Source organism: Bradyrhizobium sp. BR 1432, from assembly GCF_051547705.1.
Lineage (GTDB): Bacteria > Pseudomonadota > Alphaproteobacteria > Rhizobiales > Xanthobacteraceae > Bradyrhizobium > Bradyrhizobium zhanjiangense.
This window is the reverse complement of sequence record NZ_JBPUGF010000003.1, coordinates 6,860,703-6,886,058: the sequence shown is the minus strand read 5'-3', so window position 1 is coordinate 6,886,058 and position 25,356 is coordinate 6,860,703. Positions and strand designations below refer to the sequence as shown.

Genomic DNA, 25,356 nt, shown 5'->3' with positions numbered 1-25,356 from the left:
CCACGACTTGCTCGACTGGCCCTGGTGGGCACGCTTCGCTTTGCCCACCCTGCGGGACCTGAGCAAGTGGTCTACGCCGCGCCGAGCCCCAGCTTCGCATAGATCCTTCGCGCATACGCACCGAACGCATCCGTGGTCTTCAGCGGAAGATCACGCGGGAAGGGCAGGTCGATCGCAAAATAGTCGGCCATCTTCGCAGGTCCCGCCGTCAGCACGGCGCAGTGCGAGGACAGGAAGACGGCCTCCTGGATCGAATGGGTGACGAAGATGATGGTCTTGCCGCTCTCGCGCCAGATCCGCAGCATCTCCAGATTCATCTGCTCGCGCGTCAGCGCATCGAGCGCGCCGAACGGCTCGTCCATCAGGATCAGCTTCGGATCGTGGATGAAGGCGCGCGCGATCGCGGTGCGCTGCTGCATGCCGCCGGAGAAGCTGCTGCGGATATTTCTGCTCGTAGCCGGCAAGCCCGACCAGATTGAGCAGGTCGCGCGCCCGCTCGCGCGCGGCTCTCATCGGCAGGCCGACGATCTCGGCCGGCAAGAGCACGTTGTCCAGGATGGTGCGCCACTTCAAGAGTAGCGCCTGCTGGAACACCATACCGATGTCGCGGGTCGGATCGAACGGGCTCTTGGCATTGCCTATTCTCACGGTGCCGCCGTCGGCGCCGTGCAGGCCGGCCAATATCTTCATCACCGTGGTCTTGCCGCAGCCGGACGGGCCGACCAACGAGACCAGCTCACCTTCCTGCACGTCCATGGTGACGTCGGAGACCGCCAGGAATTCGGCACCGCCGCTGCGGTAGACTTTTCGGACGCCTTGCAGGCTGATGAAGGGCTCTTCGGTCATGCCAGCCATTTGTTCAAGTTGGCGGCGACGAAGGCGTCGTCGCTGAGATCGGCGTGCTCGCGAGTGACGCGATCGATCTCCTGCTTCTGGCCGGGGCTGAGGCCCTCGTTCGGATCGAGGCACCACAACCCTTTCATCAGGCCCTGGCGTCGCAGCACCTCGTGGCAACCGGCGATGCAGCCGTGAAAATTATTGGCGACGTCGAAGAACGCGCTGTTGCAGTCGGTGACGCGAGCATCGAGTGCGAGCAGGTCGGCCGGCACGCTGTCCTTGTGCCGCGCGGCCTTGCAGCGCTCGAACTGTTGGATGGCGCTCGCCGTCCACACCGACCAATGGCCGAGCAGGCCGCCTTTGAAATAGGTGCGTGTGGTGACGCCGTTGTCGCGCAGGTCGAACGGCAGCATCAGGTCGAGCAGGATATGATCGTCATTGCCGGTGTAGAGCGCAACGCGGTCGAGCGCGCCGGCGGCGGCGACACCGCGGAGCACATCGAGCGTGCGATAGCGGTTGAACGGCGCGATCTTGATCGCGACGACATTGTCGATCGAGGCGAAGCGCTGCCAGAAGCGGCTCGACAGGATGACGCCGCCGACGGCCGGCTGGAGGTAGAAGCCGACCAGCGGTATTTCGGCGGCGATCGCGGTGCAATGCGCGATGATCTCGTCCTCGGAGGCGCTCTTCATCGCTGCGAGGCTGAGCAGGCCGGCGTGATAGCCGATGTCGCGTGCAGTGCGGGCTTCGGCGGTTGCCTGGCTGGTTGGACCGGCAAGGCCTGCGACCATCGCCAATGGACGCTTGGTCCAGCTCGCGGCGGTCTCGGCGGCGAGCTCGAGCACGGGACGGTAGAGGCCGACGTCGCGGATCGCGAACTGGGTCGTGTGCACACCGACGGCAAGGCCGCCTGAGCCGGCATCGATGTAATAGCGCGTCAGCGCGCGCTGATGCGTCTTGTCGAGCTGGCGCTCGGCGGTGAGGGCGAGGGGATGCGCCGGCAGCACGGTGCCCTCGGCGATCAGCTTGCGGATGTCGCTGTTGATCTGGCTGTGGTGCATGATGTCCTATCCGAATTCAGGGCCCGCAACGGCGAATGGCGTTTCTTCGGCAGCGATGGTGGCGGGGCCGAACCGCATGCGCTGGAAGGGCCGCTCGATGGTCCAGCCCGAGGCGGTCAATCGCTCCAGGAACGCGCCCTGCGAGGCGACGGCGTCGAGCAGGAGCGGCCGGTCCTCGGACCCCGCGATCGCGTGAACGAGAGCCAACGCTTCGGCGGCATGATCAGCGAACAAGGGGCCGATATGGCGCGCAGTTCTGCCATCGCGGACCAGCGCGATGCATCCGTTTGCAGTGACGATGCGTGACGCCGAGCGCCGTGCAAAGGCGGTCAGCAGAGCGGTCCGGTCGAAACCTGTGGCGCGCCGGTCCCGGGCACAAAGCGCCTCGAGCGTTGCGGCTGATGGCACCGGCGCGGATGACGGCCCAGGTTTCACCAGCTTCAGCCGGCGCAACTGCAGGGTCGGTGTGAATCCGAGCGGCCCGTAGACAGTGGCGCCGTCGGGCGTCGCATCGAGCCAGCTCGTCAGGCCATTCCTGCGCGCCGTTTCCAGGCAGGCGTCGACGAGGCGTGTTGCAAGGCCGCGGCGCCGATGCGTTGCGGACACCAGCACCATGCTGATCCAGGCGTTGTTGCCGGAATAGGGCAGCAGTGCTGCGGTCGCCACCAGTCGCGCGACGTCGCGGATGCCGAACACGACACCGTCGCGCAGGAAGATGCGCCAGTCCTCTTCGGTCTGGTTCCAGTGCGCTTCCGTCGACAGCGCCAGCCCGGCGATCGCATCCTGGACGCCGAGCTTGATGATTGGCGGGCCGTCAGTAGCGTCCATCGCGCACCTCGTATTTGGTGGGCTTGCCGAGGCTCGGCATGGCGCGGGAGACCCAATCCGCGGTCCAGGCGATCAACTGCTCGGTGTCGACGACGGGCAGGCCGAACAGCTCGACTGCCTTCGACGTGTCGGTCAGCCATGCCGTCGGCTCTTCCTTGCCTGTCAGCACCGGCGCGCGGCCGAACCTTGCGCCGAATTTTTGCGCGAGATCGCGCACCGCCAAAATCTCGTGGCCACTGACATTGATCGGCGAGGTCGGCGTCGTGCAATGGGCAAGGCAGCGCAGCGCCTGGGAGGACGCATCGCCCTGCCAGATGAAGTTGACATGGCCCAGGCTGACGTCGATCGGCGTGCCCGTGAGCACCTTCGTGGCGATATCGTGCAGCACACCATAGCGCATGTCGATCGCGTAATTGAGCCGGAACAGGCGGCCCGGTGTCGAAAACTTGCGCGAAAAATACTCGAACATGCGCTCACGGCCGACGCAGGACTGGGCGTACTCGCCGGGCGGGTTCGGCGCCATGTCCTCGGTCGAGCCTTTGCCGTCGACGGGGACGAAGGGATAGATGCAGCCGGTCGAGAACGCCACGATGCGGGATGAGGGGAAGGCCTGCGCGACCAGGGCCGGCACATGCGCGTTCATCGCCCAGGTCAGCGACAGATCGCCCTCGGCGCCGAATTTGCGGCCGGCCATGAAGACGATGTTGGGCGCCCTTGGCAGCGCTTGAATCGCGCTCTCGTCCATCAGATCGCAATTGATGGTCTCGACGCCGCGCGCATGCAGCCAGTCCTTGACGCTGGCATCGCTGAAGCGCGCGACGCCAATGACGCGGCGGTCCGGCACGGCGGCTTTCGCGAGCCCCGCCAGCGTTGGTCCCATCTTGCCGGCGACTCCGAGGATCATGATGTCGCCCTCGACCTTGGCGAGGTCGTCGATCAGGGCCTGCGTCGGCCGGCACAGGAGCTCGTCGAGCGCAGCGACATCCGGAATGGTCTTCGGCAGCGTCTGGCGGGTGAGCAGCATGGATTGGTCCTTGGTCTTAGTTCTGCCTGGCGTCGCCGACCACGAACATGCGTTCGAGGGCGAGCACCAGGCCGTAGAGAGCGACCCCGAGCAGCGTCAGCAGCACGACCGCCATCACCATCGCCGGCGTGTCGAGCGAGGACTGCACCTGGATCATGAGGTAGCCGAGCCCGCGCTCCGAGGCGATGAACTCGCCGACGATGGCGCCGGCGACCGCGAGGATGGCGCCGACCTTCATGCCGGAGAAGATGTAAGGCAGCGATCCCGGCAGCTGGATCTTGCGGAACAGCGTCCAACGCGAGCCGCGCAGCGATTTGACGAGATCGAGCAGGTCAGGCTCGACCTCGCGCAGGCCCCGTGCGGTGGTGAGCAGGATCGGAAAGAAGCAGATGCTGAAGGCGATCAGGATGTTCGGCACGATGCCGTAGGAGAACCAGACGATGAAGAGCGGGCCGAGCGCGACCTTCGGGATCATGTTCAGCGTCACGAACAGCGGCAGCAGCACGAGGCTGAGCAGCGGCGCCCAGCTGAAGATCACCGCAAGCGCGATGCCGACGAAAGCGCCGAGCGTAAAGCCGCCGAGGATCTCGATGGCGGTCACCAGCGTGTTGGCGCCCCAGGCATAGCCTTCGGTTCCCAGCGTCTGCACGGTGGCAAGCGGCGAGGGCAGGATGAATTTCGGCACGTGGAAGGCATCGACCGCGACCTGCCAGAGCACGAGCACGGCGAGATGCACGACCAGGATGATCGCAAAGCTGCGCGAGGTGCGGGCCGCGTCTCCTGTCACCGGTTGCTCCCTGTTGCCGCGGTCACTTGCCGCTACGACGAGCCTAACCGGCCTTCAGGGAAGTTTCAACCAGTTGGTTGATTATGGCCGGAGCGACTGCAGCACCAGATCGGCGACGTGCCTGCGGCGGGCGCGGCGCTGGGCGCGGCTCGACAGGTCCTTGCCGAAGATCGCCGACAGCGTCGGCGTGTTGGAGAAGAAGAAATAGCTGAGGCCCGCAATCGAGATATAGAGCTGGACGGGATCGATCCCCTTGCGGAACACGCCCGCGCGCACCCCCTCGTTGAGGATGTGAGAGACGCTTCTCACCAGCGGGGAATGCATCGCTTCCAGCCGTCTCGAGCCGCGGACGTGGCGGGCGCCGCCGCGGTTCTCGTCGTTCAAGAGCACGATGAAATCAGGGTTTGCCGCGAGGTGGTCGAATGAGGCTTCGATCAGCCTGCGGATCGCCTTTTCCGGCGGCAGGCCTTCGAGATTGAGCCTGCGCTCCTGCTCGCGGATGTCCTCATAGACCCATTCGAGCACGGCGAGATAGAGCGCGTCCTTGTCGCCGAAATAGTGGTAGACGAGCTGCTTGTTGACGCCGGCACGCTCGGCGATCTCGTCGACGCGGGCCCCCGCAAAGCCGTGCCGGGCGAATTCGAGGCGCGCCGCGGTGAGCAGCTTGTTGCGGGTGGCGACGGGATCGCGGCGCTGCGGCACGGTGTCGCCAGATCGTTTTGCGGGCATTTCCAACCAAACAGTTGACAAGTTGAGGGCGGGCTTGTTGCATTGGTATCCTCACATGGGGAGAGCGACAAGCCGGGGTCGCGGCGATGAGGAGAGGTGCGATGAAGCATTTGCAGGCGGCGGGCTCTGCCCTGGTGTTGGCCCTGATGATTGGTGTGTCGGCGGTGTCCGCGAGCGCGGGCGAGGCGGTCAATCTGATCCTGAACTGGACGCCGACGGCCGATCACTCGCCGTATTATTACGCCAAGGCGCAAGGCTGGTACGAGAAGGCCGGGATCGATCTGACGATCGAGACGGGCAAGGGCTCCGGTGTCTCCGCCGCCAAGGTCGGCTCCGGCGGTTCGCCGTTCGGCGTCGCCGATCTCGCCACCATGCTAGTGGCCAAGAGCAAGGGCGCCGACGCCGTTGCAGTGATGAGCGTCTACGCCAATACCGGCCAGACCTTCTACTGGCTGAAAAGCTACGGCGTGAACGGGGTGAAGGATTTCGCGGGGCACAAGATCGGCAATCCGCCGGGCGACGCCTCGCGCGTGATGTGGCCGGCCTTCGCCAAGGCCGCAGGCCTTGCGCCGGACTCCGTCGGCTTCGTCAATGTCGGGCCGACCGCGAAGATCGCGGCGCTGAAGAGCCACACCGTCGACATCATCAGCGACTTCTACAACGAGCATGATCTGAAGGTGATCGAGTTCGGGCCCGATCTCGGCTACGTCAACTGGAAGGACATCGGGCTCAATCCTTACGGCAATTCGCTGATCGTCAACGGCGCCTATCTCCAGAAGAATCCGAAGGTGGTCGAGGCGTTCGTGCGCGTCACGCAGAAGGCCTTTGCGGCCTGCGTCGCCGACGTCACGCCGTGCCTGAAAGCGCTGCTCGATCAGGTCTCCGGTCTCGACAAGGAGAACCAGGAGCGCCAGTGGGAACGCATCAAGTTCCTGATGACCGACGAGTTCACGACGACGAAGGCGCTCGGCTGGATCGACGGCGAGCGGATGAAGAAGGACTACGAGCTGGTGCAGACCTATCTCGGCATGGAGAAGCCGTTCGATGTGACGACGGCGTTCACGACCAAGATGCTCGATCCCGCCATCAAGATGGATGCGAGCAAGGTGAAGAAGTAGGGGGCTGGCCCCACATGCGACTGTCATGCCCCGGCTTGCCGCCTTCGCTAAAGCTTCGGCGGCCGAGCACCCCTGTGGCCCCGGCGTAGCCTTGGCGGAGCCGGGACCGGGGCATCCAGTACGCCACGGCCTTCGTTTGATCTACAGCCGTCTCGGAATACTGGATCGCCCGGTCAAGCCGGGCGATGACAGCTTTATGCTGGGCGAGAGCTCCCGACCAACGTCCTCTGGCCAGCCCAACTCCCGCTGTCTCACATGACCCGACAGGGAAATTAACTCGCCGTTAACCACATCCGCCGCATCGTTAACCATTCAATAACGGGGAACGAGTTGGCCGCTATGGAGGCTGCAGCAAAAGTCCAACGCCAAATGGTGCGCCTGCGCGGGCGCTCCTATGTGGCCTTCGTGTTCGTGCCAACGGTCCCGATCCAGGACTGGCTCCAGGAGATCGATGCCACGATTGCGCGCTCGCCGGGCTTCTTTGCCGGCCGGCCCGTGGTGATCGACCTGTCCTCGGTCGACCTCAGCCAAGCCGGCATCACCCATCTGCTGACCAGCCTGCAGGACCGCAACATCCGCGTGCTCGGCATCGAGGGCGTGGAGGACGGCCGGCTGACGCCATCCATGCCGCCGCTGCTCTCGGGCGGGCGCAGCTGCGTGGTCGAGCCGAGCGCGCCCAAGAAGGCTGATAAAGTCCAAGCCAAGCCGACCTCGCTGCTGCTCGAAAACCCGGTGCGCTCGGGCCAGACCGTGATCTTCCCCGAAGGCGACGTCACCATTCTCGGCTCGGTCGGCTCCGGTGCCGAGGTGGTCGCCGGGGGCTCCATCCACGTCTACGGCGCGCTGCGCGGCCGCGCCATGGCGGGCGTGAACGGTCACACCAGCGCGCGCATCTATTGTCAGAAGATCGAGGCCGAACTGCTTGCAATCGATGGATTTTATCAGACTGCGGACGACATCGACGCCGCCTTGCGCGGCAAGCCGGCGCAGGCCTGGCTGCAGGGGAATACCATGCGAATTACAGCACTGAACTGACCAGCAAAGGAGACATTTCAGATGAGTAAGGTACTGGTCGTGACATCAGGCAAGGGCGGGGTCGGCAAGACCACGACGACCGCCGCGCTGGGGGCTGCGCTCGCGCAGCGCGGCGACAAGGTCGTGGTGGTCGATTTCGACGTCGGCCTGCGCAATCTCGACCTCGTCATGGGCGCCGAGCGCCGCGTCGTGTTCGACCTCATCAACGTGGTGCAGGGCGTGGCAAAGCTGCCGCAGGCGCTGATCAAGGACAAGCGGCTGGAGAATCTCTGGTTGCTGCCGGCTTCCCAAACCCGCGACAAGGACGCGCTGACGGAGGAGGGCGTGGGCAAGGTCATCGCCGACCTGCGCAGCCGGTTCGACTGGGTGATCTGCGACAGCCCGGCCGGCATCGAGCGCGGCGCCTCCATGGCCATGCGCTTTGCCGACGAGGCCGTGATCGTGACCAATCCGGAAGTCTCCTCGGTGCGCGATAGCGATCGCATCATCGGCATGCTCGATTCCAAGACGGTGCGGGCCGAGAAGGGCGAGCGGGTCGAGAAGCACATTCTCATCACCCGCTACGATCCCTCCCGCGCCGCGCGCGGCGAGATGCTGACGATCGACGATATCCTCGAGATCCTCGCAACGCCCTTGCTCGGCATCATCCCCGAGAGCCAGGACGTATTGAAGGCCTCCAACGTCGGCACGCCGGTGACGCTGTCGAACGCGGATGGAGCGCCGGCGCGAGCCTATATGGACGCGGCCAAGCGCCTCTGCGGCGAGAACGTGACGATGCACGTTCCCGCCGAGCGCAGAGGTCTGATGGACCGCCTGCTGCGACGGAGGGCTGCATGAGCATGGGTCTGCTTCGACTTCTCCGCGGCAAGAAAGCCACTGCACCCGTCGCTCGCGAACGGTTGCAGATCCTGCTTGCCCATGAACGCGGAATGCGTGGCCAGCCCGATCTGCTCGGTGTGCTGCGTGAGGAAATTCTCGCCGTCGTGTCCAAGCACGTCACGCTGGACCCGACCAAGGTCATCGTCCGGCTCGAGCGCGGCGACGAGGTATCGACCCTGGAGGTCGATATAGAGGTGCCCAACGATATCGAGCGCAAGCGCGTGGCGGTCGCGTAGGGGACACGGCCGACGCGTCCAAATTGGGGTGGGTGAGAAGGCGGTCCGCCGGGCATGGCGGGCCGCCTTTGTTGTGCGCTCAGGTGGCTGCACGGAACGAGGCCCCGGGCTCAATCGTTGTGAGAGACTCGCGGGAGCGATGCACCGCGGTTTCCATCCACCGGGAGAGCGCCCATGATGTCCGAGGTCCAGGTCCACACCGTCGCGCGGCAGATGCTGGAACAGCATGGATTCGCTGCGATTGCGAAGGCCGCCGAGCAGGCGCAGGCCTGCGAGGGCCGGGGCGAGGCGGAGGAGGCCAAGGAATGGCGTCACATTGTCGACGCCATGAAGATCATGCGCGGTCCGCACCAGAGCTGACAGTTGTAACCCAGGGCGTGCTCAACGCTCCCCGCGGTCAACGCCTTGCTGCTGAGTGCGATGCTGTGTCTGGGGCTGCGCGCGCTCGCCCGTCTCCTTGCAGGGAAGGGGTTCCCACGATCCGTCCGGCGCCTGCTGATAGGCACTACAGGACGACGAGGTGGATTTTTCCTCGCCTTTCTGGGCGTCGGTATTTTTCGCCAGCACGGGCGCGGTCAGCACCGTGGCGGCCGCAATCGCGCCGGCGAAAACGAAATGGATACTCCGCATGAGGGCTCTCCGGTTCGAATTCGAAGAGGCCGCATGGTGTGGAGGATTGTGACGATTGTTAGCCGAAGCAACGGTTCGTCGCAGCGTGCTTAACGCAGCAACGGCCTGCTAGCCGCCCTTGCTGCGGATCAATCCGGCGAGGTTGGTCTTCTGGGCCTCGCACCAGCCGGGCATGCCGAGGCGGCGCTGGTCCATGTCGGTCGCCTGGGTCGCGACTGCGACCTCGGCCATCAAATCGTCGTCCTGCTTCTCGCCCATCTTGCCGCCGGTGTGCATCCAGGCGATCGCCTTGCGCACCTTCTCGGTGGTGCCGTCGGGCAGGCGCATCTGCTGCGCCTTCTGCACAAGGTCCTGGTAGACGAGGTCCGTGCCCGGACATTCGACCTTGGCGGCGAAGGCCTGCAACACCATCGTCACATAGGTCGAGCGCGGCGGTGCGTCGGCCGCCTGGGCCGGTGCAGCCAGCAGCAAGAGGCCCGTCATCAGAAAACCGGTGCGCATCCTTGGTATCTCCTCCGTTTTTTGAGAGGCTAGCGTCCGGCGCGCCGCTCTGCAATGGGACCGGAGCGCAATTGTCGTCCCTCCGTGCGGTGCGCTAACCTGGCGCTTTCCGGCCCCGGAGCGCGACATGAGCCTGTTCAACACGCCATTTGATCCCGCACGCGACACCGCGCTCGTCACCGGCGCGGGCAACGGCATCGGCCGGGCGATCGCGCAGGCCCTGGTCGGCGAGGGCGTGCGGACCGTCTTCGCCGATATCAGTGCCGAGCGGGTAGAGGCCGCGATCGGCGCGAGCAAGAGGCCCGAGCTGGCGGTGCCCTGGATCGGCGATCTCGCCAGGCTCGAAGCCTGCGATGAGCTGCTGGCCGCCGCACAGGGGGCGCTCGGGGACGTCACGCATTTCGTCCACAGCGCGTCTCCGCCGCGGCGAGAGGCGGATCATGCGCTCGCGGTCGATCGCAAGACCTGGCAGGATATGCATGCCGTCAATCTCGATGCCGGCTTTCACCTGGCGCGCGAGATCGCGAAACGGCTGATTGCGGCGAAGCGGCCGGGCTCGTTCCTGTTTCTCACCTCGCTGCATGCCGGCACGCCGCGCAACCTGCCGCATTATTCGACGGCGAAGGCGGCAATGGCGATGCTGGTGAAGGAGCTCGCCAAGACGTTCGGCCGCCACGACATCCGCGTCAACGCGCTGGTGCCCGGCGCGATCGCAGCCGGCGGGTTCGTCGCGGATGCCTCGCTGGCCCGGCACATTCCACTCGGGCGTCTCGGCGAGGCCGACGATCTCGCGCCGATGGCGCTCACCGTCTTGTCGAACAAGCTCTCCGCTTATGTCACTGGCGCAGCCTTCGTCGTCGACGGCGGGCTGTCGCTGACGAACTGGTTCGAACCGCCGGTGCTAGATTAGCTTAGCGTTGCCACGCCGGCACGGGGTCGAGCGGCGTGCGATAGACCTCGTTGTGATCGCGATCGGTAACGCGCACCGAGCAACCCTTCTGCTGGAGCTCCGGCTTCACCTGCGACAGTTCGGTGGCCAATTGATCGGCGCGATCGGAGGCGACCTCGATGTCTTCGAGGATGATTCCGCCCTGGTTCCTGAACTCTTCACCAACCACAAGATCGAAGGAGTAGTAAGGCATCCGACTTCCCCGGTGTGATGACCCAAGTTTGAAAAACAAGTCTTCAATGGAAATCTCGACACATCCGGGATGGTATCACGAGTCGATATTTATCGAATGATCCGGCCGCGCAATCTCTGTGCTTATGGCGCAGAAATGATGTGCAGCATGTGAGCTCATTAAGATTTTATTAAATATGCGGCGCGATCATGAAGCATGGAATCGCAACAGAACCGGGCTCCGGGAACCGGGAGTTGCAAGAGAAGGTCGCCGGCATAAATCCCGACGGCCTTTTCTCTTGAGCGGAAGACGATCGAAGCATCGCTTCCCGTAATCGCCCGGACTCAACGCATCACATCGACTCGGACAGCGTAGCGCTGCGACGCTGTGGTGTCGCCTGGCGCTGCGCTAGCGCAGCGGCATCGGCGGACGCACGACAGGTCCATCGTCATCGGCTACGGCTTGCGTCGTCGCAGCCGGCGGCGGGGCCGCGACAGCCTGCGATGGCGGCGGAGGTGCAAGCGGCGCTGGGGTATAGGCCGGCATGTAAGTCTGCGTGACGGCCGGCTTGGGCTTGCGAACTGGCGGCACAGGCCGCGGCGGGAGCGCAGAGGCGCGTGGGCGCGGATCGACCGGCTTGGTCTCGACAGCCACTGGCCTCGGCGCAGGCGGCTTCGCCATCTCGCGCGCCATCTGCTCCTGTCCGGCCTTCAACTCGGCGATGTTGGCCTTGAGCTGCTCGATCTGCTGCGCCATCGCGGCGAGATCGTTCGTCATCGATTGCACCGTTTGCGCGGTGTCCGGCTGCGCCGTTGCGGGCGCGGCGGCAAGCTGGGTCGGAGGCGGCGTCGCGGGTTGATCGGCCGTTGGTTCCGTTGCCGCTGGTGCTGCGGGCGGGGCGGCTTCCGCTGCCGCGACGGGCGTCGTCTGCGACGTCGAAGACGTCAGCGAGATCGAAGGCATCAACGACGTCACTACCGGCGTCCATTCGGCGAGCATTTGCTTTGCGGTGTCGCCGTGCTTCTCCCAGGCAATCGCGGCAGCCGCGCTGCCGCCCGCGAACAGGAACGTGACGAACGCACCGCGCAGCCACTTGCCGACCGCGGATCGCTTGCGATGGCCCGGACCATCGCTGGCCGTCACGCGGACCGCCGTGTCGACCGAAGGGGCCGCAGCGGGCTTGCCGTAGACGACGTTGATCGTGGGCTCCGGCGCACGCGCGGGATCTGGAGCAAACCTCGGCTCCGGACGGGGCGCGACCTCCGGCGCCAGCGCTGGCGCCGCGCTCCCCGCGCGCGAGACCAGCACGATCTCGGGAGAAATCTGAACCGCGTCGTGCGGGTCGTTGTCCTTGACCGTGTCCTTCACGATCTCATCGACGATTTGCTTGCTGTTGAGCGTCGCGAGCATCGCAGCTCCTTTTGAAGCCCAGATGTTTAAGTTTTGGTCCTCCGCATTGGCGCGGAGCCGATCTGTTGAGGTGGGCCCATCCCAAATCCCTGGGACGCACGAGTCCAGCCGGGTTTGACCAAAGCAAGGCAAGGAGATGGAGATGATGCGACGCTCCTCTGCCGTTTGTGGTGATGGAACCCGTTTTGTCGAACACGTGCACGTGTTCCGGTTTGCCTTGTTTTCAGCACGATTTGGGCAGCATCTGGCGGGGCTGGGGGCGCTATCGGGGGGCCGGTGGTGCCAAGATCTCTTCTCTGTTTGTTCGTCGTCGCCTTGTTGCCGCTCGGCGGCTGCATGCAGACGACGCTTTCGCCATCGACGGATGCGAGCATGACGGCTCGCGACCGGCAGTTGCTCGCGCACACGCCTTACGCAAAGGCCAACGTACCTGAGCAGTATCTACGCCACATCGTCGATTACCAGCGCAAGGAGCAGCCAGGGACCATCCTGGTCGATACCGACGCGCGCTACCTGTATTTCGTGCTGCCCGAGGGCAAAGCGATCCGCTACGGCGTCGCGGTCGGCGAGGAAGCCATGGCGTTCTCAGGCGTCGCGCAGGTCGGCCGCTTGGCGGAATGGCCGGACTGGATTCCGACAGCGGATATCCAGGCGCGGCTCGGGCCGTATCCGGCGCGCGTTCCCGGCGGTCCCGCCAACCCGCTGGGCGCGCGGGGGATTTATCTCTATGCCGGCAACAAGGACACGCTTTATCGCATCCACGGCACCAACCAGCCCGAATATATCGGGCAGGCGATCTCGTCGGGCTGCATCCGGATGCGCAATGAGGACGTCATCGATCTCTATGACCGGGTGAAGCTGGGCTCGACCGTGGTGGTGCTGCCGCCTGGGCAAAACGCGCAGGCCGTGACTGGCGTGTTCTGGCGCGGGTGAGGAAAGCTCACTCGGGCGTGATGTGTCCGGCATCTGCGGCATCGTGAGCACCTCTGGTGCTCACGCCCGCGGGCCGATCTCGTCTTAATCGCCCGGCCTGGCGATCCGCCATTGCAGCGTCATGGCATTGCCGTTGGCATCGCCCGGCGCCTTGTCGGCAGGCGAGGTGTAGAGCGGGCGATAGCGGTATGCCCACATCTTGCTACCGTCGTTGCGGTTGATCACGGTGAAATCGCCGACGGCTTTGGCGTCGGTCGTCGCGGCTAGCGGAACCCAGCTCTCGGTGCACTTGCCGTTGCAGTTCGACGTCTTGCCGGTGGTGTCGCGCTCGTAATAGTAGAGCGTCATGCCCTTGAGGTCGACGAGCTTGGGACCCTGCTTGGTCAGGACCACCTTCGCCGGTGCGGTCGTTGCCTCGGGTTTCGGCGGGGGCGGGAGTCGCCGCCGCCATGGCCGTTTGCGAGCGCATGACCGCTCGCGAGCGCGATCGCCGCGGCCGCAACAATGCACCTGAACATCCGAAACTCCCGACCCGCAAAGTTAATCGCGCGTTAAGCGCCGAACGGGCCGACCGTAACAGTCGAACGTTAGTTCCAGGTTTCGCGGCGCTGCGACAATTACGTACAAAACGACCGGCTTATGCCTGCACATCGCGCAACGGCGCGCGGCTGAGCTCGTTGCCGGCGGCAATCGCCTTGCGCAACAGCCGCATCAATTCCTCGCCTTCCTTCGCGCTGAGGCCGCGCAGCATGACGCGCTGCGCAGATTCGACGGCGGGCGTGATCTTGCGCAACGTGCGCCGGCCTTCATCAGTGATCTCGAGCTCGCGCGCGCGGCGGTCGCGGCTGGAGGCGCGGCGCTCGATAAGGCCCTTCTGCACCAGTCGATCGATCACGCCGGTGATGGTGGTGCGGTCGTAGGCGATCAATCCTGCGAGCGTCACCTGGTCGAGCCCCGGATTGGCCTTGATGGTCGCCAGCGCGGCATATTGTACCGGCGTAAGATCGAAGCCGGCATCTCCGACTTCAGCCAGGAATACCGCGACCGCGATCTGCTGGAACCGGCGCGCCAGATGCCCCGGCATGTCGTTGTTGTCTTTCACCGAGGTCTCCGTTTGGCAGGGGCGTTGCGGATCATTGACAAGTATACTGATAGTCAGCATACTGAGCAATATCCAAACAGAAATTTGGCGGGAGAGGTGCTCATGCAATTCCATCTGAATGGATTTCAGCCGGGCGATCCCGAGATTGCGGATCCCGCCGAGCGTGTTCAGGCCTCGGGTGCAGCGGGCGCCGTGCCCGAAGAGGTCGATGTCCTCATCGTCGGCTGCGGGCCCGCCGGCCTGACGCTGGCCGCCCAGCTCGCGCAATTCCCTGATATCAAGACCTGCATCGTCGAGCAGAAGCCGGGGCGTCTGCTGGTCGGTCAGGCCGACGGCATCGCCTGCCGCACCATGGAGATGTTTCACGCCTTTGGCTTCAGCGAGCGTGTGCTGAAGGAGGCCTATTGGGTCAACGAGACGACGTTCTGGAAGCCGGACGAGCGGCATCCCGAGACCATCGTCCGCAGCGGCCGGGTGCAGGACGTCGAGGACGGGCTGTCGGAATTCCCGCATGTCATCCTCAACCAGGCCCGCATCCATGACGGCTTTCTCGACGTGATGCGGAAATCGCCGGCCAAGCTCGAGCCGTATTACAGCCGGCGCGTGCTCGATCTCGCTGTCGATCCGGTCGCTGGTGCCGCCGATCATGCCGTGACGGTGCGCCTCGAGCGCGTCGATGCCGGAAACGAGGGCACGATCGAAACCATCAAGGCGCGCTATGTCGTCGGCTGCGACGGCGCGCGCAGCACGGTGCGAAAGTCGATCGGCCGCGAGCTGCATGGTGATTCCGCCAATCACGCCTGGGGCGTGATGGACGTGCTGGCGGTGACAGACTTCCCGGACATCCGCTTCAAGTCGCTGATCCAGTCGGCGAAGGACGGCAGCCTGCTCATCATTCCGCGCGAGGGCGGTTACATGGTCCGCCTCTATGTCGAGCTCGCCAAGCTCGACATCGGCGAGCGCGTCGCCAATCGCAACATCACCGCCGATGACGTGATCGCCAAGGCGCAGCGGATTTTGAAGCCGCATACGCTCGAGGTGAAGGAGATCGCCTGGTGGTCGGTCTACGAGATCGGCCAGCGCCTCACCGACAAGTTCGACGACGTGCCGGAGGTCGACGTCGCCGCCCGCCCGCCACGCATCTTCATCGCCGGCGATGCCTGCCATACCCACAGCCCGAAGGCGGGGCAGGGCATGAACGTCTCGATGCAGGATGCCTTCAATCTCGGCTGGAAGCTCGCCGCCGTCCTGCGCAGGCAGTGCGCCCCAAGCCTGCTGCATTCCTATTCGGCCGAACGCCAGGCGGTTGCCAAGGAGCTGATCGATTTCGATCGTGAATGGGCCGGGATACTCGCTTCCGCCGCGAAGGCCGGCGGTGCCGATGCGGCGAAGACGCAGGACTATTTCGTCCGGCACGGCCGTTACACGGCAGGGACCGCGACGCATTACCGTCCGTCGCTTCTCACCGGCACGGCCGCACATCAGCATCTCGCGGCAGGCCTCGTCATCGGCAAGCGCTTCCACTCCGCGCCGGTGATTCGGCTGGCGGACGCCAAGCCGGTGCATCTCGGCCATGCGGCGCAGGCCGACGGCCGCTTCCGCATCTACGCGTTTTCGCCTGCGGAAGATCCCGCCGCCGCCGGCTCAGCCATTCGCGCGCTGTGCAATTTCCTCACCGATGCCAGGGAGTTGCCGATCAGGCGATACACGCCCACGGGCGCCGATATCGACAGCGTGATCGACCTGCGCGCGGTCTTCCAGCAGGATCATCGCGAGCTTGCCGTCGAGGCGATGCCGTCGTGGCTGCTGCCGCGCAAAGGCCGCTACGGCTTGATCGATTACGAGAAGATGTTTTGTCCCGATCTCAAGAGCGGGCACGACGTCTTCGCTATGCGCGGCATCGACCGGAAGGCGGGTTGCATGGTCGTGGTGCGGCCGGACCAGTATGTCGCGAACGTGCTGCCGCTCGACGGCTTTGCTGCGCTTGCGTCGTACTTTGACGCCGTCATGTTGCCAGCAAATTGACGGCCTGGCAGCGCGACCGGGCGCTGTGCCGATGAACGGCGAATGAATATTGAACCGCGCGCGGTGTGCATCTCGATCTTTCGACGGATGCGACCACCGTTCGCGGAACGCCCGTTCTGCTTGCGCGTTCCGACTGGCAGAGGAGGAACACGCCATGAGACTCAAAAGCGTTTTACTTGCCGCATTGCTGCTCGTCCCGACGGCCGCGCTGGCCGCGCCGGGCATCGTCACCGTCTCGACCGGTCTGCGCGCCGGGCCGGGCACGGGCTTTCCCCTGGTCGACCGCATCCCCGGCGGCGCCCGCGTCAACATCCATGGTTGCCTGCGCGGCAATGCCTGGTGCGATGTGAGCTTCTCCGACGATCGCGGCTGGGTGTCGTCGCAATATCTCGAATATCTCTATCGCAACCACTACGTCTATCTCCCTGACTATGTCGACGAGATCGACGTGCCCGTCGTCCCGTTCGTGCTGACCTCGTACTGGTCGAGCTACTATGCGGGACGTCCCTGGTACCGTCGCCACGCCTATTGGAATAGTTACTGGACTTCGCATCAGCGCTTCGCGACGCGGATGACGCTTGATCCACGTGCGGCCCGCATCGGTCGTGCGGCGACGCGTGACGCGGCGGTCGCACTCGAGCGCAGCGGTGTGCACGCCAAGGGCAATGTCGCGATCACCGGACGGGATACCGCGGTCGCGCGGCCCAACGCCGCGATCGCCAAGCGCAACGCCGCGGTTACGATCGACCGCACCCGCGCCGCGCGGAGTGAGCGCATCGCGAATGAGCGAACCGCCGTGCAAAGCCGCAGTGCGCGCGAGGCGCAGGCGCGCATGATGCACGACCGTGCTGCGAGCCGTGCCGCCGTTCGCGCGCAGCCGATGACGCGCGCTCATGAAGCGCCGACGCGCGCCCATGAAGCGCCGCGCGCGGCCGCGCCTGCAGCCCGGCCCGCGACGCCGCATGTCGCCCAGCCGAACGTCAGCCACGGTCCGCCGATGAATGCCCGTGCGCAGATGCCGGCGCCGCGAGCGGCTGCGCCCGCAATGTCGCACCCGGGCGGGGGCGGCGCTCCGCACATCAATGCGGCGCCGCGCGGCGGCAATGCGCCGGCCGGCGGTCCTGGCGGCGGCCATCAAAAGCACTAGGGTTGCCAAAAAAGCCCGGCCGCAGCGCCGGGCTTTTTCTTTGGCCATCGCAAGGCCCTTACAATTTAAGTCAGTTCTTCGCCGGCAGATTTCATCGATCGTAATATCTCTACCGAAAGCTGTAAGCATCCACTCGGGGCAGCGGGGCACGGGAGGATGACGATGAGACAGAGCCAGGCGGAGACGCGCCGCCAAAATGTCGCGAAGCGGTCGATGACCAAGGAGGCCAAGCAGCTGTCCGGCCTGATTGCCGGATTGCGCAAATCGCTCGAAGCGATCCACAAGGAACGGGCGAGCGCAAAGCTCACCGGCGCCGAGATGGGCATGCTCGACGAGCGCCGCAACAATCTGCAGCTCACCATCGCAGCCCTCGACGATCGCCTCTCGGCGGTGCAGGGGCTGATCAATCTCGGCCGGCCGCACGTGATCCGGGTCCACTAGCGGGGCTCGGACAGGCGCTATCGGTCCCCGTGACAGTCGTGACGGACCGGCGGCCGATTTAGCATGATATGACGACGCGCCTGACGGCAAGCAGCCCGCGACAAGCAGGATCGCGTCCCGGACGCGGCGCGCGCTCATCCGGTTACCCGGCTGGAAGCGTGCCCGGCACAGTGCTGCCTGCGGATGGCACCAAATCGCCACGCTCCTGGCGAATTGCCGCCAAAGCCCGCTGCCACGAGAGGAGCGGGTGCAGGCAACGCCAGGGGATTTGCATTGGCCTACAAAATGGTCGCAGAACGCGACAACGAGAAGTACAGTTTCGCCCGCGAGAGCCGGTTGCTCATCGTGGCCAAGGCAAGGGTGTGGGCCAGTGAGGGATGGCAGGTCGTCATCACTGATCAGGATGGCAAGGCCTACGCGCCGCCCGAATTCGATCAGCTATTGGCGGCGTAACCGCAAGACGGGCTAGGGGACAACATTGATTTCGCTGTTTCGACCGGGGCGCGGCTTGATCGCGCCCTTGACGAACTCTTGCCGCCGTCCTGACGGCGACGGTTGCGGCCGCGCAGAATCTCGACGCCGGCAAGTCGCCCGCAAAGCTCTTTGCCGACGGTTGCGCAACCTGTCACCGCACCCCTCGGGGCCTTGCCAAGGGACGCTTCAGCCTGACGCTGACCTGGTTCCTGAAGGACCACTACGCGACCAGCTCCGATTCCGCCAAGGCGCTTGCCGCCTATCTGGAGTCGGTCGATGGGCCGCCGCCGCGTCCTGCGGCCAAGCCCGGCGCAAAACCGCTGCGATCATCGCCACGTCCGCCCAAAGCGGTACAGAGCCAATAACTGTCGTCCCGAATCCCGGCTAAGCGCGTCGATAGGTCTGCGCGATCAGGCGGTCGTGCACGGCGCGCAGGTCGGCGCTCATGCGTGTCTGTCCCGTCGTGACATAGGACAGCCAGGCGCCGTCGGCGGCGAGGCGGACGATGTGAAGGTCGGGCGCGCTATCGGTGGCGCGATGGCGCTTCAGCCGTGCTTTGATCCAGTCGTTCCAGAGCCGGCGCAGCGACGGATCGGTGACGACGACCATGCTCAGCGCCGCCCAGGGCGTTGCGAAGCCGAAGGCCTTGCCGGTGAACACCGCATTCACATAGGCGCGCGTGAAGCTGCCGCGCGGCTTGGGATCCGACTCGATGGCGCTGTCGATCTCGGCATCGACGCGGGCGAGGAGATCGGCGAACAGGCCCTCGATCAGCGCCTGCTTACTTCCGAAATGATGAAACAGACCGCCCTTGGTGACGCCGGCCGCCGCAGCGACCGCCTGCACCGTGACGCCGGAGACGCCATGGTCCATGGCAATGGCAGCAGCGTGGTCGAGCAGGGCGCGCCGCACCTGCTCGGGCTGCTTGGCGCGGGTGTAGCGGCTTTCCGGCATCAATGCACCGTGGTCTCCGAGAACAGGTTGATGATCACGACCCCGGACACGATCAGCGTAATGCCGACGAAGGCGGCGGCATCCAGCATCTGGCGGAACAGCACGAAGGAGACCGTGGCGGTCAGGATGATGCCGACCCCGCCCCAGATCGCATAGGCGATGCTGAGGGGAATGACGCGGATCGCGACCGACAGCGCATAGAACGAGGCGACGTAGAACAGCACCATCGCCAGCGTCGGCCACGGCCGGGTGAACTGCGCCGATTGCTGCAGGAAGGCGGAGGCGGTGACCTCGAAGACGATGGCGAGAGCAAGCGCGGCGTAGGCATTGAAGGCGGATGTCATGAGAGCTCGAACGCAAGCAGAAAAGATACCGCGCGGTAGGTATGTTTAGCACGCGGAACATAGCTTTTGCCAGGAGCAGGTATCACGTGTGAGTGACGGGGCTGCGACAGGCGCGTCACGCGCCAGGACCGGAGTTTCCAAGACAGGTCGCTGACAACACGAAGCCGCCGCGCGATGCATCGTGCGGCGGCCCGGGGCTGGCGGTTCGATGGGACCTTAGTTGATCCGCACCGAGAGCTCGACGTCTTCGGCAAAGGCCGTCGACATATAGCCGCTTCCGGGCGCGCGTACGCGCGCCAGATAGTCGGGGCTGTCGTCGGCGTTGTCGGCGACGATGATCGCGCCCGGCCTGAGATGGCCTTCGAGCAGATCCAGGACATCGGAGTAGAGCGCCTTGGCACCGTCGAGCAGCACGAGGTCGATCGTGTCAGGCAGATCGGCACTGAGCGTCTTCAGCGCATCGCCCTCGCGGATTTCGACGAGATCGATCACGCCGCCGGCCGAGAGGTTGTCCCGCGCCCGTGCCGCCTTGGACGACTCGAACTCGCTGGTGATGAGGCGGCCGCCGCCATTGTCGCGCAGAGCTGCAGCAAGGTGCAGAGTCGAGATGCCGAACGAGGTGCCGAACTCGACGATGGTCCTGGCGCGGGAGCTGCGCGCCAGCATGTAGAGCAACGTACCGGTCTCGCGCGAGACCGCGAGCGGGGCGTCCTTCAGGCGTCCATAGAGATCGCGGTAGGCGGTCTTGCTCCGCAACATCCGCGCCCGGTCGGCATCGGACAAATTGGCGACGGCAGCCAGCGTTGCGCCGCTTGCTGCTTCGGCCTCGCTGAACAGTCGATCCAGCAGCGGCGCAAGCGATGTGATGATTGGGGTGGTCATTTGGTGTCTCCAGAGTTCGCAGCGAAGCGCGTGCTTGCGCGGAGATCGAAATACGACTAATTCGTCGCATTTCCTATTCGCATTGCTCGCAGGCGCCATGGCCAACCGTCGAAGCCGTTCAATTTCCTCGCGAAAACAGCCGCAACAGGCCCGCTCCACCGGGCTGGTGGCGGCCATCCTGGATGCCGCTGTTCAGGTTCTGGCGAAGGAGGGGGCGCAGCGTTTCACGACGGCGCGGGTGGCGGAGCGGGCCGGGGTGAGCGTCGGATCGCTCTATCAATATTTTCCGAACAAGGCGGCCATCCTGTTCCGCCTCCAGAGCGACGAATGGCGGCGCACCAGCGAGATGCTCGCCGGCATCCTGGTGGACCGGGCGAGGCCGCCTCCGGCGCGGCTGCGCGCGCTGGTCCATGCCTTCATCCGCTCCGAATGCGAGGAGGCTGCGATCCGCATCGCGCTCAGTGATACCGCACCGCTCTATCGCGACGCGCCCGAGGCGCATGAGGCACGGGCAGCCGGCGAGGGCATCGTCGCCGCCTTCATGCGGGAGGCGCTGCCCAAAGCCTCGGATGCAACGCGCAGCCTCGCCGGCGAGCTGATTACGACGACGCTCAGCGAGGTCGGCAAGAATTTTTCGGAAGAGACGCGGAGCGAGGCGGAGATCGCAGCCTATGCCGATGCCATGGCCGACATGTTCTGCGCTTATCTTACGAGGCTGGCGCGGCGCTGAGGCATTGCTGACATCGGCGTTTGCGGGCCGATTGTTCTTCGGATTTCGCCGGATCATGGGTTAGCCTCGCCTCGTCCTTCATCCAATCATCGAGCGCCGCGCCATGTATGTCCTCCGTCCCCAGTTCCGCATCGAGGAGCAGCGCGCGCTGGAATTTGCTGGGCGACGCGGCTTCGGCGTGATCGTGGCGGCGGACGAGCGCGGGCCGCGGGCCTCGCACGTGCCATTCGTGCTGGGCGAGCGCGGCGGGCGCGCCATCGTGCAGATCCATTTCACCGCCAAAAATCCGCTCGTGCCGCTCGCCGGCGGCGTCAGGCGATTCTTGCTGATCGTTGCAGGCGACGATGCCTACGTCTCCAATGACTGGTATGCCTCCCGCGACAACGTCTCGACCTGGCTCTACGAGGCGGTGCACCTATCCGGCGTGGCGCATCTGCGCGGGCTGGACGAAAATCGCCGACATGGCGATGCGCTGCTTGCCGTCTCCGAGGCGCGGTTGCCCAAGCAGCCTTGGGATCTCGCGCAGATGGACCGAGCAAGCGCGAGAGCATGCTGGCTGCGATCCGCGTCATCGATCTCGTGGTGGATCAAGTCGAGGGCCAGGCCAAGCTCAATCAGCACAAGAGCGATGCGGACCATGTCGCAGTCGCAGATCGATTGGCGCGGTCGGAGGAGACAGGGCAGCGGCGGCTGGCGCGCAGGATGCAAGCGCTGCGACCGGAGCTCAAGTACGAGACCCCGTCAAGCCTTGCTTCGTCTGATGTTTGACCTTACGGACCTCCTTCATGCTCGTCATCTCCATTCAAAGCCAGGTGGTCCACGGCCATGTCGGCAACAGCGCGGCTGCCTATGCCATGCAGGCGGAGGGTGTGAACGTCGCGGCGGTGCCGACGACGCTGCTGTCGAACCATCCGCGCTATCCGAGCCTGCGCGGGCGGGTGCTGGAGACCGAGCTGGTCGCCGATCTGCTCAAGGGTGTTGAAGAGCGCGATCTCGTCGACGAGGCGGCCGTGCTCGTCACCGGCTATCTCGGCTCGCCCGGCAATGCCGCCGTCGTTGCCGACTTCGTCGAGCGGGCTTTGATGCGCAATCCGAAGCTCGTCTATCTCTGCGATCCCGTGATCGGGGACGACGGCCGCGTCTATGTCGCCGACGGAATCCTGGACGTGCTCCGGCATCGGCTGCTGCCGGCCGCGAAGCTGACCACACCGAACCGGTTCGAACTCGAGCTGCTTGCGGACCTCACGATTGCCGATGCGCAGGACCTGCTTGCGGCGTGCGCGGCGCTCGTGGGACAGGGCCGCATCGACGTCGTCGCCACCGGCTGCACGCTCGCGGACACGCCCGAAGGACAGTTGGAGACGATCCTGCGCCGACGGCCGGTTGTCGCGCTTTGCGACGCCGCTTCTGCCGATCCGTCCCTTTGGCACCGGCGACCTCCTCACCGGTCTGATCGCGGCGCATCTGGCCAAGGGCGAGGCGACGGAGGTGGCGGTGCGGCACGCGGTGGAGACCACCTTCGCGGTGCTGGTGCGCACGCAGGAGGCCGGCACAGCCGAGATGCGTCTCGTGCCGCTGCCGCAGGGCCGCGAGCCGTAACGACTTCAGGTCGCGCGCTTGCCGGCCGATTGCGCCGCCTTCTGCGGCTTTGCCGGGCCCTTCTGCTCGCGCGCGGCTTGTGCTTTGGGCGGCTTTGCATGGGCCGCGGCGCGCATCTTCCTGGGCTTCGCATTGGCAGCTTCCTTGCGGTCCGCCGTGCCCCGGCGCGAGATGTATTCCTTGCCGTCGATCGGGCCGACATGCGGCGGATCGCGGCCGAGATAGGGCCGGCCGATGCCGAGCTCCTTGCCGTTGGCGTCGACCCACTTCCACAGGATTTCGGTCGAGACCCAGCGCTGCGCGCGGTTGCTACCCTGGGTGCTCACGATGTCCGCCGCCATGCCGTGGCCATAGCCACCACGCGTGCTGCCACCGTGATAGGAGCGGTCGGAGGCAGCCTTCAGGCCGCTCGCGATCGACTGGCGATAGTCGTCACGGAACGCGCTGGTGATGCCCGGCGAGAGGCCGGCGGCCTCGGCTGCGAGCAGCGTGCGAAACAGTTTTCGCTTGAAGCTCTTGTCCATGCCGCCGATGACGTAATCCATCATCGACATGCCGGCGTGCTCGGCCGCCTTCGGATCCTTCCAGCCGAAATCCTCGTCGACCAGCTTGGTGAAGCTGCGCATCACGGTCACCGTCTTGCCCTTGCGCTTGACTGTGACGGGGCGGCGCTCCTCGACCTTGATCGAATCCTCCTTGGGCGTGCGCTGGTAGAGCGCCCAGAGATAGCGGTCGATGCAGGTGTCCACGACGAAGCATTCGTCGAGCACGGCGACGGTATCCGCGGGCGGCGCCTTGCTTGCGGCCGGGGCGGATCCGCTCGCGATCGTCGCGGGGGACAATGGGTCCGTGGCCACGATCTCGGTGGGATCGGCGGATGCGAGTTCGACGGGCTCTGGCGTCGGCGCAGGCGGAGCCTCGCTGACGCTAGGTGCCTCGCTGACGCTGGGTGCCGGTTCAGGCGAAATCTGAGGCGCGGGCTGCTCCGCCGGCAATATCAGCGCGGGATCGGCCGACGCGAGCTGGACGGCTGGGACCTCCGGCGCGGCTGCCGTTTCAACGGTTGGCAGGCTCGCCGCCGCCGCAGCGATCTCGGCGGTCAAGGCGACGCCGTCCTCGATGGTCGCAGCGCGTGGGACGTCGGCGAGGTCGAGGCGATCGAGATCCTTCGCGCGCGAGACGGCAGCCGCATTGGCGCCGCTGTTCTCGATGAGGGCAGGCGCGTAGGCAGACAGGGAGAGCACAAGCCAGCTGGCGAGAACGGCCGAGGGGCATGAGACCGCCACCAGAAGAGACCGCCGATCATTCATGATCCCTGCCTCCAAACGGTTCTGTTCGAACCCGTCTTGTTCGAACAGTCAGTGATGCAAACAGTCTTGATGTGAACAGACTTGCACGGAAAGGCACGCAGCGCGTCGATTGTTCGGAAGACGGTGTGGCGGCGCAATGGCGTAATTCAGCGAAAACAAGCTTTTCGAAGGGGTGTTGCGAAGTTGCAACGCGGGTTCCGTGGCGTTCCGTACGCGACGGCGGCGGAAAATGCCTGCAAGGGCAAGTCCCATTTTGTCGTCAAATTGAGTGATCCGCATTTGCTTGGAATACAGTTTGATCGCAGCCGGGATCGCACTCGCGATCATCGAGATCATCTATGCGCTCGGCACCGATCTCGTCGCAAAACTGCAATCGCTCGCGACCGCGCTGAAATAGGCGGTAACAAGGCTTTCGCCGTGGGCTGTTGACAAGGTGTCTTGTGACAAGGTGTCTTGCCTGACGCCTCGCGGCAACCTTGCGCAGCGCCGTGCGTTGATCGGCCCATGAGCACGCATTCCTCGCTTCGTCCCATGGACGCCTTCGATCCCACCGAGCCCGCCATCCTGCATGATCGTCTGTCCGACACGATCATCACCTGGACCGCCGATCAGGCTGATGACTACCGGCAGTCCAGCCGGCCGCGCGAAGATGGAACCGTGGCCTGGAAGGCCTACCTCTTCGACGGCTGGGGCAACGTGCTCGGTGGCTGACCACCGCCCATAAAAGCGCCATGTCGCGGCCGGCATGATTCGGCCAAAGCTTTGTACGCGTTAAACATATCGCCATGCGCTGCATGCGTTATTGCAATGCAACAACGCATGTCGCAATGCAGCAAAACGCGCTTAAATGTGCTCCGAATCTTCCATCAGGAGCACCACCAATGAACAAGAAGACTTTGACGATCGCCGCCGCCGTCCTGACGATCGCGGGCGCTACTTCGGCTTTCGCCGCTGAGCTGCCGACCTATGAGGCCAATGGATTTCCGGTCTCCCCCGTCCAGGTTGGCGTGCTCGGGGCCGGCCATGTCGAGCAGCAGGTCGCGGCGCCCACGACGGTTGCTTCGGCGCACCAGGTGAAGGTGCTCAGCTCGCGCAAGGTCAAGACCGCGGACGTCACGACGGGCGCAGGCCGCTGAGCTGACATCGCATGAAGGGCAGGCGGGTCTCGCCGCGCGCGCGACCCGCCGCCTCATGTGATCATGAACGTCACGACGCCCGC

Annotated in this window: 30 protein-coding genes and 4 pseudogenes; 18 read left to right on the top strand and 16 right to left on the bottom strand. The window is 65.2% G+C overall.

The genetic code is table 11. The features are described 5' to 3' along the window. Window positions 1–71: 71 nt before the first annotated feature. From ACSKB8_RS33460 to ACSKB8_RS33435, 6 genes and pseudogenes are all read right to left on the bottom strand, one after another. A pseudogene (locus ACSKB8_RS33460) lies at window positions 72–855 on the bottom strand (ABC transporter ATP-binding protein). After that, window positions 843–1,898 (bottom strand): dihydrodipicolinate synthase family protein, encoded by a 1,056-nt coding sequence (locus ACSKB8_RS33455; RefSeq protein WP_438108715.1) that lies wholly within the window; start codon window positions 1,896–1,898, stop codon window positions 843–845. Before ACSKB8_RS33455 ends, ACSKB8_RS33460 begins: the two are co-directional and overlap by 13 nt. Before the next feature lie 6 nt (window positions 1,899–1,904). Continuing rightward, window positions 1,905–2,726, bottom strand: coding sequence for a GNAT family N-acetyltransferase (locus ACSKB8_RS33450; protein WP_438108714.1), 822 nt, complete (start codon window positions 2,724–2,726; stop codon window positions 1,905–1,907). Further along, complete coding sequence (locus ACSKB8_RS33445) at window positions 2,713–3,750, bottom strand: NAD-dependent epimerase/dehydratase family protein (protein ID WP_438108712.1); 1,038 nt, start codon at window positions 3,748–3,750, stop codon at window positions 2,713–2,715. The genes ACSKB8_RS33450 and ACSKB8_RS33445 overlap by 14 nt, the downstream gene beginning before the upstream one ends. A 16-nt stretch (window positions 3,751–3,766) precedes the next feature. Continuing rightward, window positions 3,767–4,537, bottom strand: coding sequence for an ABC transporter permease (locus ACSKB8_RS33440; protein ID WP_438108710.1), 771 nt, complete (start codon window positions 4,535–4,537; stop codon window positions 3,767–3,769). Between the two features lie 81 nt (window positions 4,538–4,618). After that, window positions 4,619–5,266 carry a TetR/AcrR family transcriptional regulator gene (locus tag ACSKB8_RS33435; protein ID WP_128934164.1) on the bottom strand — a complete coding sequence of 216 codons (648 nt, stop codon included), beginning with the start codon at window positions 5,264–5,266 and terminating at the stop codon, window positions 4,619–4,621. A 101-nt stretch (window positions 5,267–5,367) separates the two neighbouring features. Between ACSKB8_RS33435 and ACSKB8_RS33430 the strand changes: the two genes are divergently transcribed. The 5 genes from ACSKB8_RS33430 to ACSKB8_RS33410 all read left to right on the top strand — a co-directional run bounded on the left by ACSKB8_RS33430 (window position 5,368) and on the right by ACSKB8_RS33410 (window position 8,894). After that, window positions 5,368–6,384 (top strand): ABC transporter substrate-binding protein, encoded by a 1,017-nt coding sequence (locus ACSKB8_RS33430; RefSeq protein WP_438108708.1) that lies wholly within the window; start codon window positions 5,368–5,370, stop codon window positions 6,382–6,384. A gap of 339 nt (window positions 6,385–6,723) precedes the next feature. Beyond that, window positions 6,724–7,419 carry a septum site-determining protein MinC gene (gene minC, locus ACSKB8_RS33425; RefSeq protein WP_130220786.1) on the top strand — a complete coding sequence of 232 codons (696 nt, stop codon included), beginning with the start codon at window positions 6,724–6,726 and terminating at the stop codon, window positions 7,417–7,419. A 21-nt stretch (window positions 7,420–7,440) separates the two neighbouring features. Continuing rightward, on the top strand, window positions 7,441–8,256 hold the full coding sequence (gene minD / locus ACSKB8_RS33420; protein ID WP_018644673.1) for a septum site-determining protein MinD: 816 nt from the start codon (window positions 7,441–7,443) through the stop codon (window positions 8,254–8,256). After that, the gene (gene minE / locus ACSKB8_RS33415; RefSeq protein ID WP_091888131.1) at window positions 8,253–8,534 is read left to right on the top strand and encodes a cell division topological specificity factor MinE; all 282 of its coding nucleotides are present in this window, start codon (window positions 8,253–8,255) and stop codon (window positions 8,532–8,534) included. Before minD ends, minE begins: the two co-directional genes overlap by 4 nt. 174 nt (window positions 8,535–8,708) lie before the next feature. Next, complete coding sequence (locus ACSKB8_RS33410) at window positions 8,709–8,894, top strand: hypothetical protein (protein ID WP_027572193.1); 186 nt, start codon at window positions 8,709–8,711, stop codon at window positions 8,892–8,894. Between the two features lie 21 nt (window positions 8,895–8,915). Here the strand turns inward: ACSKB8_RS33410 and ACSKB8_RS33405 are convergent, their stop codons facing one another. Together ACSKB8_RS33405 and ACSKB8_RS33400 are read right to left on the bottom strand one after the other, a co-directional pair. Next, on the bottom strand, window positions 8,916–9,164 hold the full coding sequence (locus tag ACSKB8_RS33405; RefSeq protein WP_438108705.1) for a hypothetical protein: 249 nt from the start codon (window positions 9,162–9,164) through the stop codon (window positions 8,916–8,918). 108 nt (window positions 9,165–9,272) lie between these two features. After that, a complete protein-coding gene (locus ACSKB8_RS33400) occupies window positions 9,273–9,665 on the bottom strand; it encodes a hypothetical protein (RefSeq protein ID WP_438108704.1) in 393 nt (130 codons plus the stop codon). Between the two features lie 127 nt (window positions 9,666–9,792). Here ACSKB8_RS33400 and ACSKB8_RS33395 point away from each other — a divergent pair, with 127 nt between their 5' ends. Further along, window positions 9,793–10,575 (top strand): SDR family NAD(P)-dependent oxidoreductase, encoded by a 783-nt coding sequence (locus tag ACSKB8_RS33395; protein ID WP_438108702.1) that lies wholly within the window; start codon window positions 9,793–9,795, stop codon window positions 10,573–10,575. Window position 10,576: 1 nt separating this feature from the next. Here the strand turns inward: ACSKB8_RS33395 and ACSKB8_RS33390 are convergent, their stop codons facing one another. Together ACSKB8_RS33390 and ACSKB8_RS33385 are read right to left on the bottom strand one after the other, a co-directional pair. Continuing rightward, a complete protein-coding gene (locus tag ACSKB8_RS33390) occupies window positions 10,577–10,807 on the bottom strand; it encodes a DUF6894 family protein (RefSeq protein ID WP_438108700.1) in 231 nt (76 codons plus the stop codon). Between the two features lie 387 nt (window positions 10,808–11,194). Further along, on the bottom strand, window positions 11,195–12,196 hold the full coding sequence (locus ACSKB8_RS33385) for a hypothetical protein (RefSeq protein ID WP_438108698.1): 1,002 nt from the start codon (window positions 12,194–12,196) through the stop codon (window positions 11,195–11,197). Between the two features lie 336 nt (window positions 12,197–12,532). Here ACSKB8_RS33385 and ACSKB8_RS33380 point away from each other — a divergent pair, with 336 nt between their 5' ends. After that, complete coding sequence (locus tag ACSKB8_RS33380; RefSeq protein WP_438110787.1) at window positions 12,533–13,129, top strand: L,D-transpeptidase; 597 nt, start codon at window positions 12,533–12,535, stop codon at window positions 13,127–13,129. Between the two features lie 84 nt (window positions 13,130–13,213). On the opposite strand, the pseudogene ACSKB8_RS33375 reads toward ACSKB8_RS33380, so the two are convergent. Both ACSKB8_RS33375 and ACSKB8_RS33370 read right to left on the bottom strand, forming a co-directional pair. After that, window positions 13,214–13,647 (bottom strand): annotated as a pseudogene (locus tag ACSKB8_RS33375) (COG4315 family predicted lipoprotein). Between the two features lie 119 nt (window positions 13,648–13,766). Then, entirely contained in the window at window positions 13,767–14,231 is a 465-nt protein-coding gene (locus tag ACSKB8_RS33370; protein WP_128947721.1) for a MarR family winged helix-turn-helix transcriptional regulator, read from the bottom strand. 102 nt (window positions 14,232–14,333) lie between these two features. Here ACSKB8_RS33370 and ACSKB8_RS33365 point away from each other — a divergent pair, with 102 nt between their 5' ends. From ACSKB8_RS33365 to ACSKB8_RS33345, 5 genes are all read left to right on the top strand, one after another. Beyond that, entirely contained in the window at window positions 14,334–16,256 is a 1,923-nt protein-coding gene (locus ACSKB8_RS33365) for an FAD-binding monooxygenase (protein WP_438108696.1), read from the top strand. 154 nt (window positions 16,257–16,410) lie between these two features. Continuing rightward, entirely contained in the window at window positions 16,411–17,403 is a 993-nt protein-coding gene (locus tag ACSKB8_RS33360; RefSeq protein WP_438108695.1) for an SH3 domain-containing protein, read from the top strand. A gap of 162 nt (window positions 17,404–17,565) precedes the next feature. Beyond that, complete coding sequence (locus ACSKB8_RS33355) at window positions 17,566–17,844, top strand: hypothetical protein (RefSeq protein ID WP_176945616.1); 279 nt, start codon at window positions 17,566–17,568, stop codon at window positions 17,842–17,844. Between the two features lie 273 nt (window positions 17,845–18,117). After that, a complete protein-coding gene (locus ACSKB8_RS33350; protein ID WP_128944298.1) occupies window positions 18,118–18,297 on the top strand; it encodes a hypothetical protein in 180 nt (59 codons plus the stop codon). An 89-nt stretch (window positions 18,298–18,386) separates the two neighbouring features. After that, the gene (locus tag ACSKB8_RS33345; protein WP_438110785.1) at window positions 18,387–18,683 is read left to right on the top strand and encodes a hypothetical protein; all 297 of its coding nucleotides are present in this window, start codon (window positions 18,387–18,389) and stop codon (window positions 18,681–18,683) included. Between the two features lie 19 nt (window positions 18,684–18,702). Here the strand turns inward: ACSKB8_RS33345 and ACSKB8_RS33340 are convergent, their stop codons facing one another. From ACSKB8_RS33340 to ACSKB8_RS33330, 3 genes are all read right to left on the bottom strand, one after another. Beyond that, window positions 18,703–19,272 carry a TetR/AcrR family transcriptional regulator gene (locus tag ACSKB8_RS33340; RefSeq protein WP_438108693.1) on the bottom strand — a complete coding sequence of 190 codons (570 nt, stop codon included), beginning with the start codon at window positions 19,270–19,272 and terminating at the stop codon, window positions 18,703–18,705. Next, window positions 19,272–19,616, bottom strand: coding sequence for a DMT family transporter (locus tag ACSKB8_RS33335; RefSeq protein WP_128944295.1), 345 nt, complete (start codon window positions 19,614–19,616; stop codon window positions 19,272–19,274). Before ACSKB8_RS33335 ends, ACSKB8_RS33340 begins: the two co-directional genes overlap by 1 nt. Before the next feature lie 216 nt (window positions 19,617–19,832). Next, window positions 19,833–20,498: an O-methyltransferase gene (locus ACSKB8_RS33330; protein WP_370985313.1), complete on the bottom strand. Its 666-nt coding sequence runs from the start codon at window positions 20,496–20,498 to the stop codon at window positions 19,833–19,835. Between the two features lie 97 nt (window positions 20,499–20,595). On the opposite strand from ACSKB8_RS33330, the gene ACSKB8_RS33325 reads away from it, so the two are divergent. The 3 genes and pseudogenes from ACSKB8_RS33325 to pdxY all read left to right on the top strand — a co-directional run bounded on the left by ACSKB8_RS33325 (window position 20,596) and on the right by pdxY (window position 22,827). Further along, complete coding sequence (locus ACSKB8_RS33325) at window positions 20,596–21,228, top strand: TetR family transcriptional regulator (RefSeq protein WP_438108691.1); 633 nt, start codon at window positions 20,596–20,598, stop codon at window positions 21,226–21,228. Between the two features lie 148 nt (window positions 21,229–21,376). Then, a pseudogene (locus tag ACSKB8_RS33320) lies at window positions 21,377–21,996 on the top strand (FMN-binding negative transcriptional regulator). Between the two features lie 17 nt (window positions 21,997–22,013). Continuing rightward, a pseudogene (gene pdxY / locus ACSKB8_RS33315) lies at window positions 22,014–22,827 on the top strand (pyridoxal kinase). Between the two features lie 5 nt (window positions 22,828–22,832). Here the strand turns inward: pdxY and ACSKB8_RS33310 are convergent. Continuing rightward, a complete protein-coding gene (locus ACSKB8_RS33310) occupies window positions 22,833–24,137 on the bottom strand; it encodes a hypothetical protein (RefSeq protein ID WP_438108689.1) in 1,305 nt (434 codons plus the stop codon). 268 nt (window positions 24,138–24,405) lie between these two features. On the opposite strand from ACSKB8_RS33310, the gene ACSKB8_RS33305 reads away from it, so the two are divergent. The 3 genes from ACSKB8_RS33305 (at window position 24,406) to ACSKB8_RS33295 (ending at window position 25,273) form a co-directional block, all read left to right on the top strand. Then, window positions 24,406–24,534: a Flp family type IVb pilin gene (locus ACSKB8_RS33305; protein WP_438108688.1), complete on the top strand. Its 129-nt coding sequence runs from the start codon at window positions 24,406–24,408 to the stop codon at window positions 24,532–24,534. Window positions 24,535–24,641: 107 nt separating this feature from the next. After that, window positions 24,642–24,848, top strand: a complete 207-nt coding sequence (locus ACSKB8_RS33300) for a hypothetical protein (protein ID WP_091888093.1) — start codon at window positions 24,642–24,644, stop codon at window positions 24,846–24,848. Between the two features lie 170 nt (window positions 24,849–25,018). Beyond that, window positions 25,019–25,273, top strand: coding sequence for a hypothetical protein (locus tag ACSKB8_RS33295; protein WP_438108686.1), 255 nt, complete (start codon window positions 25,019–25,021; stop codon window positions 25,271–25,273). Window positions 25,274–25,356 lie beyond the last annotated feature (83 nt).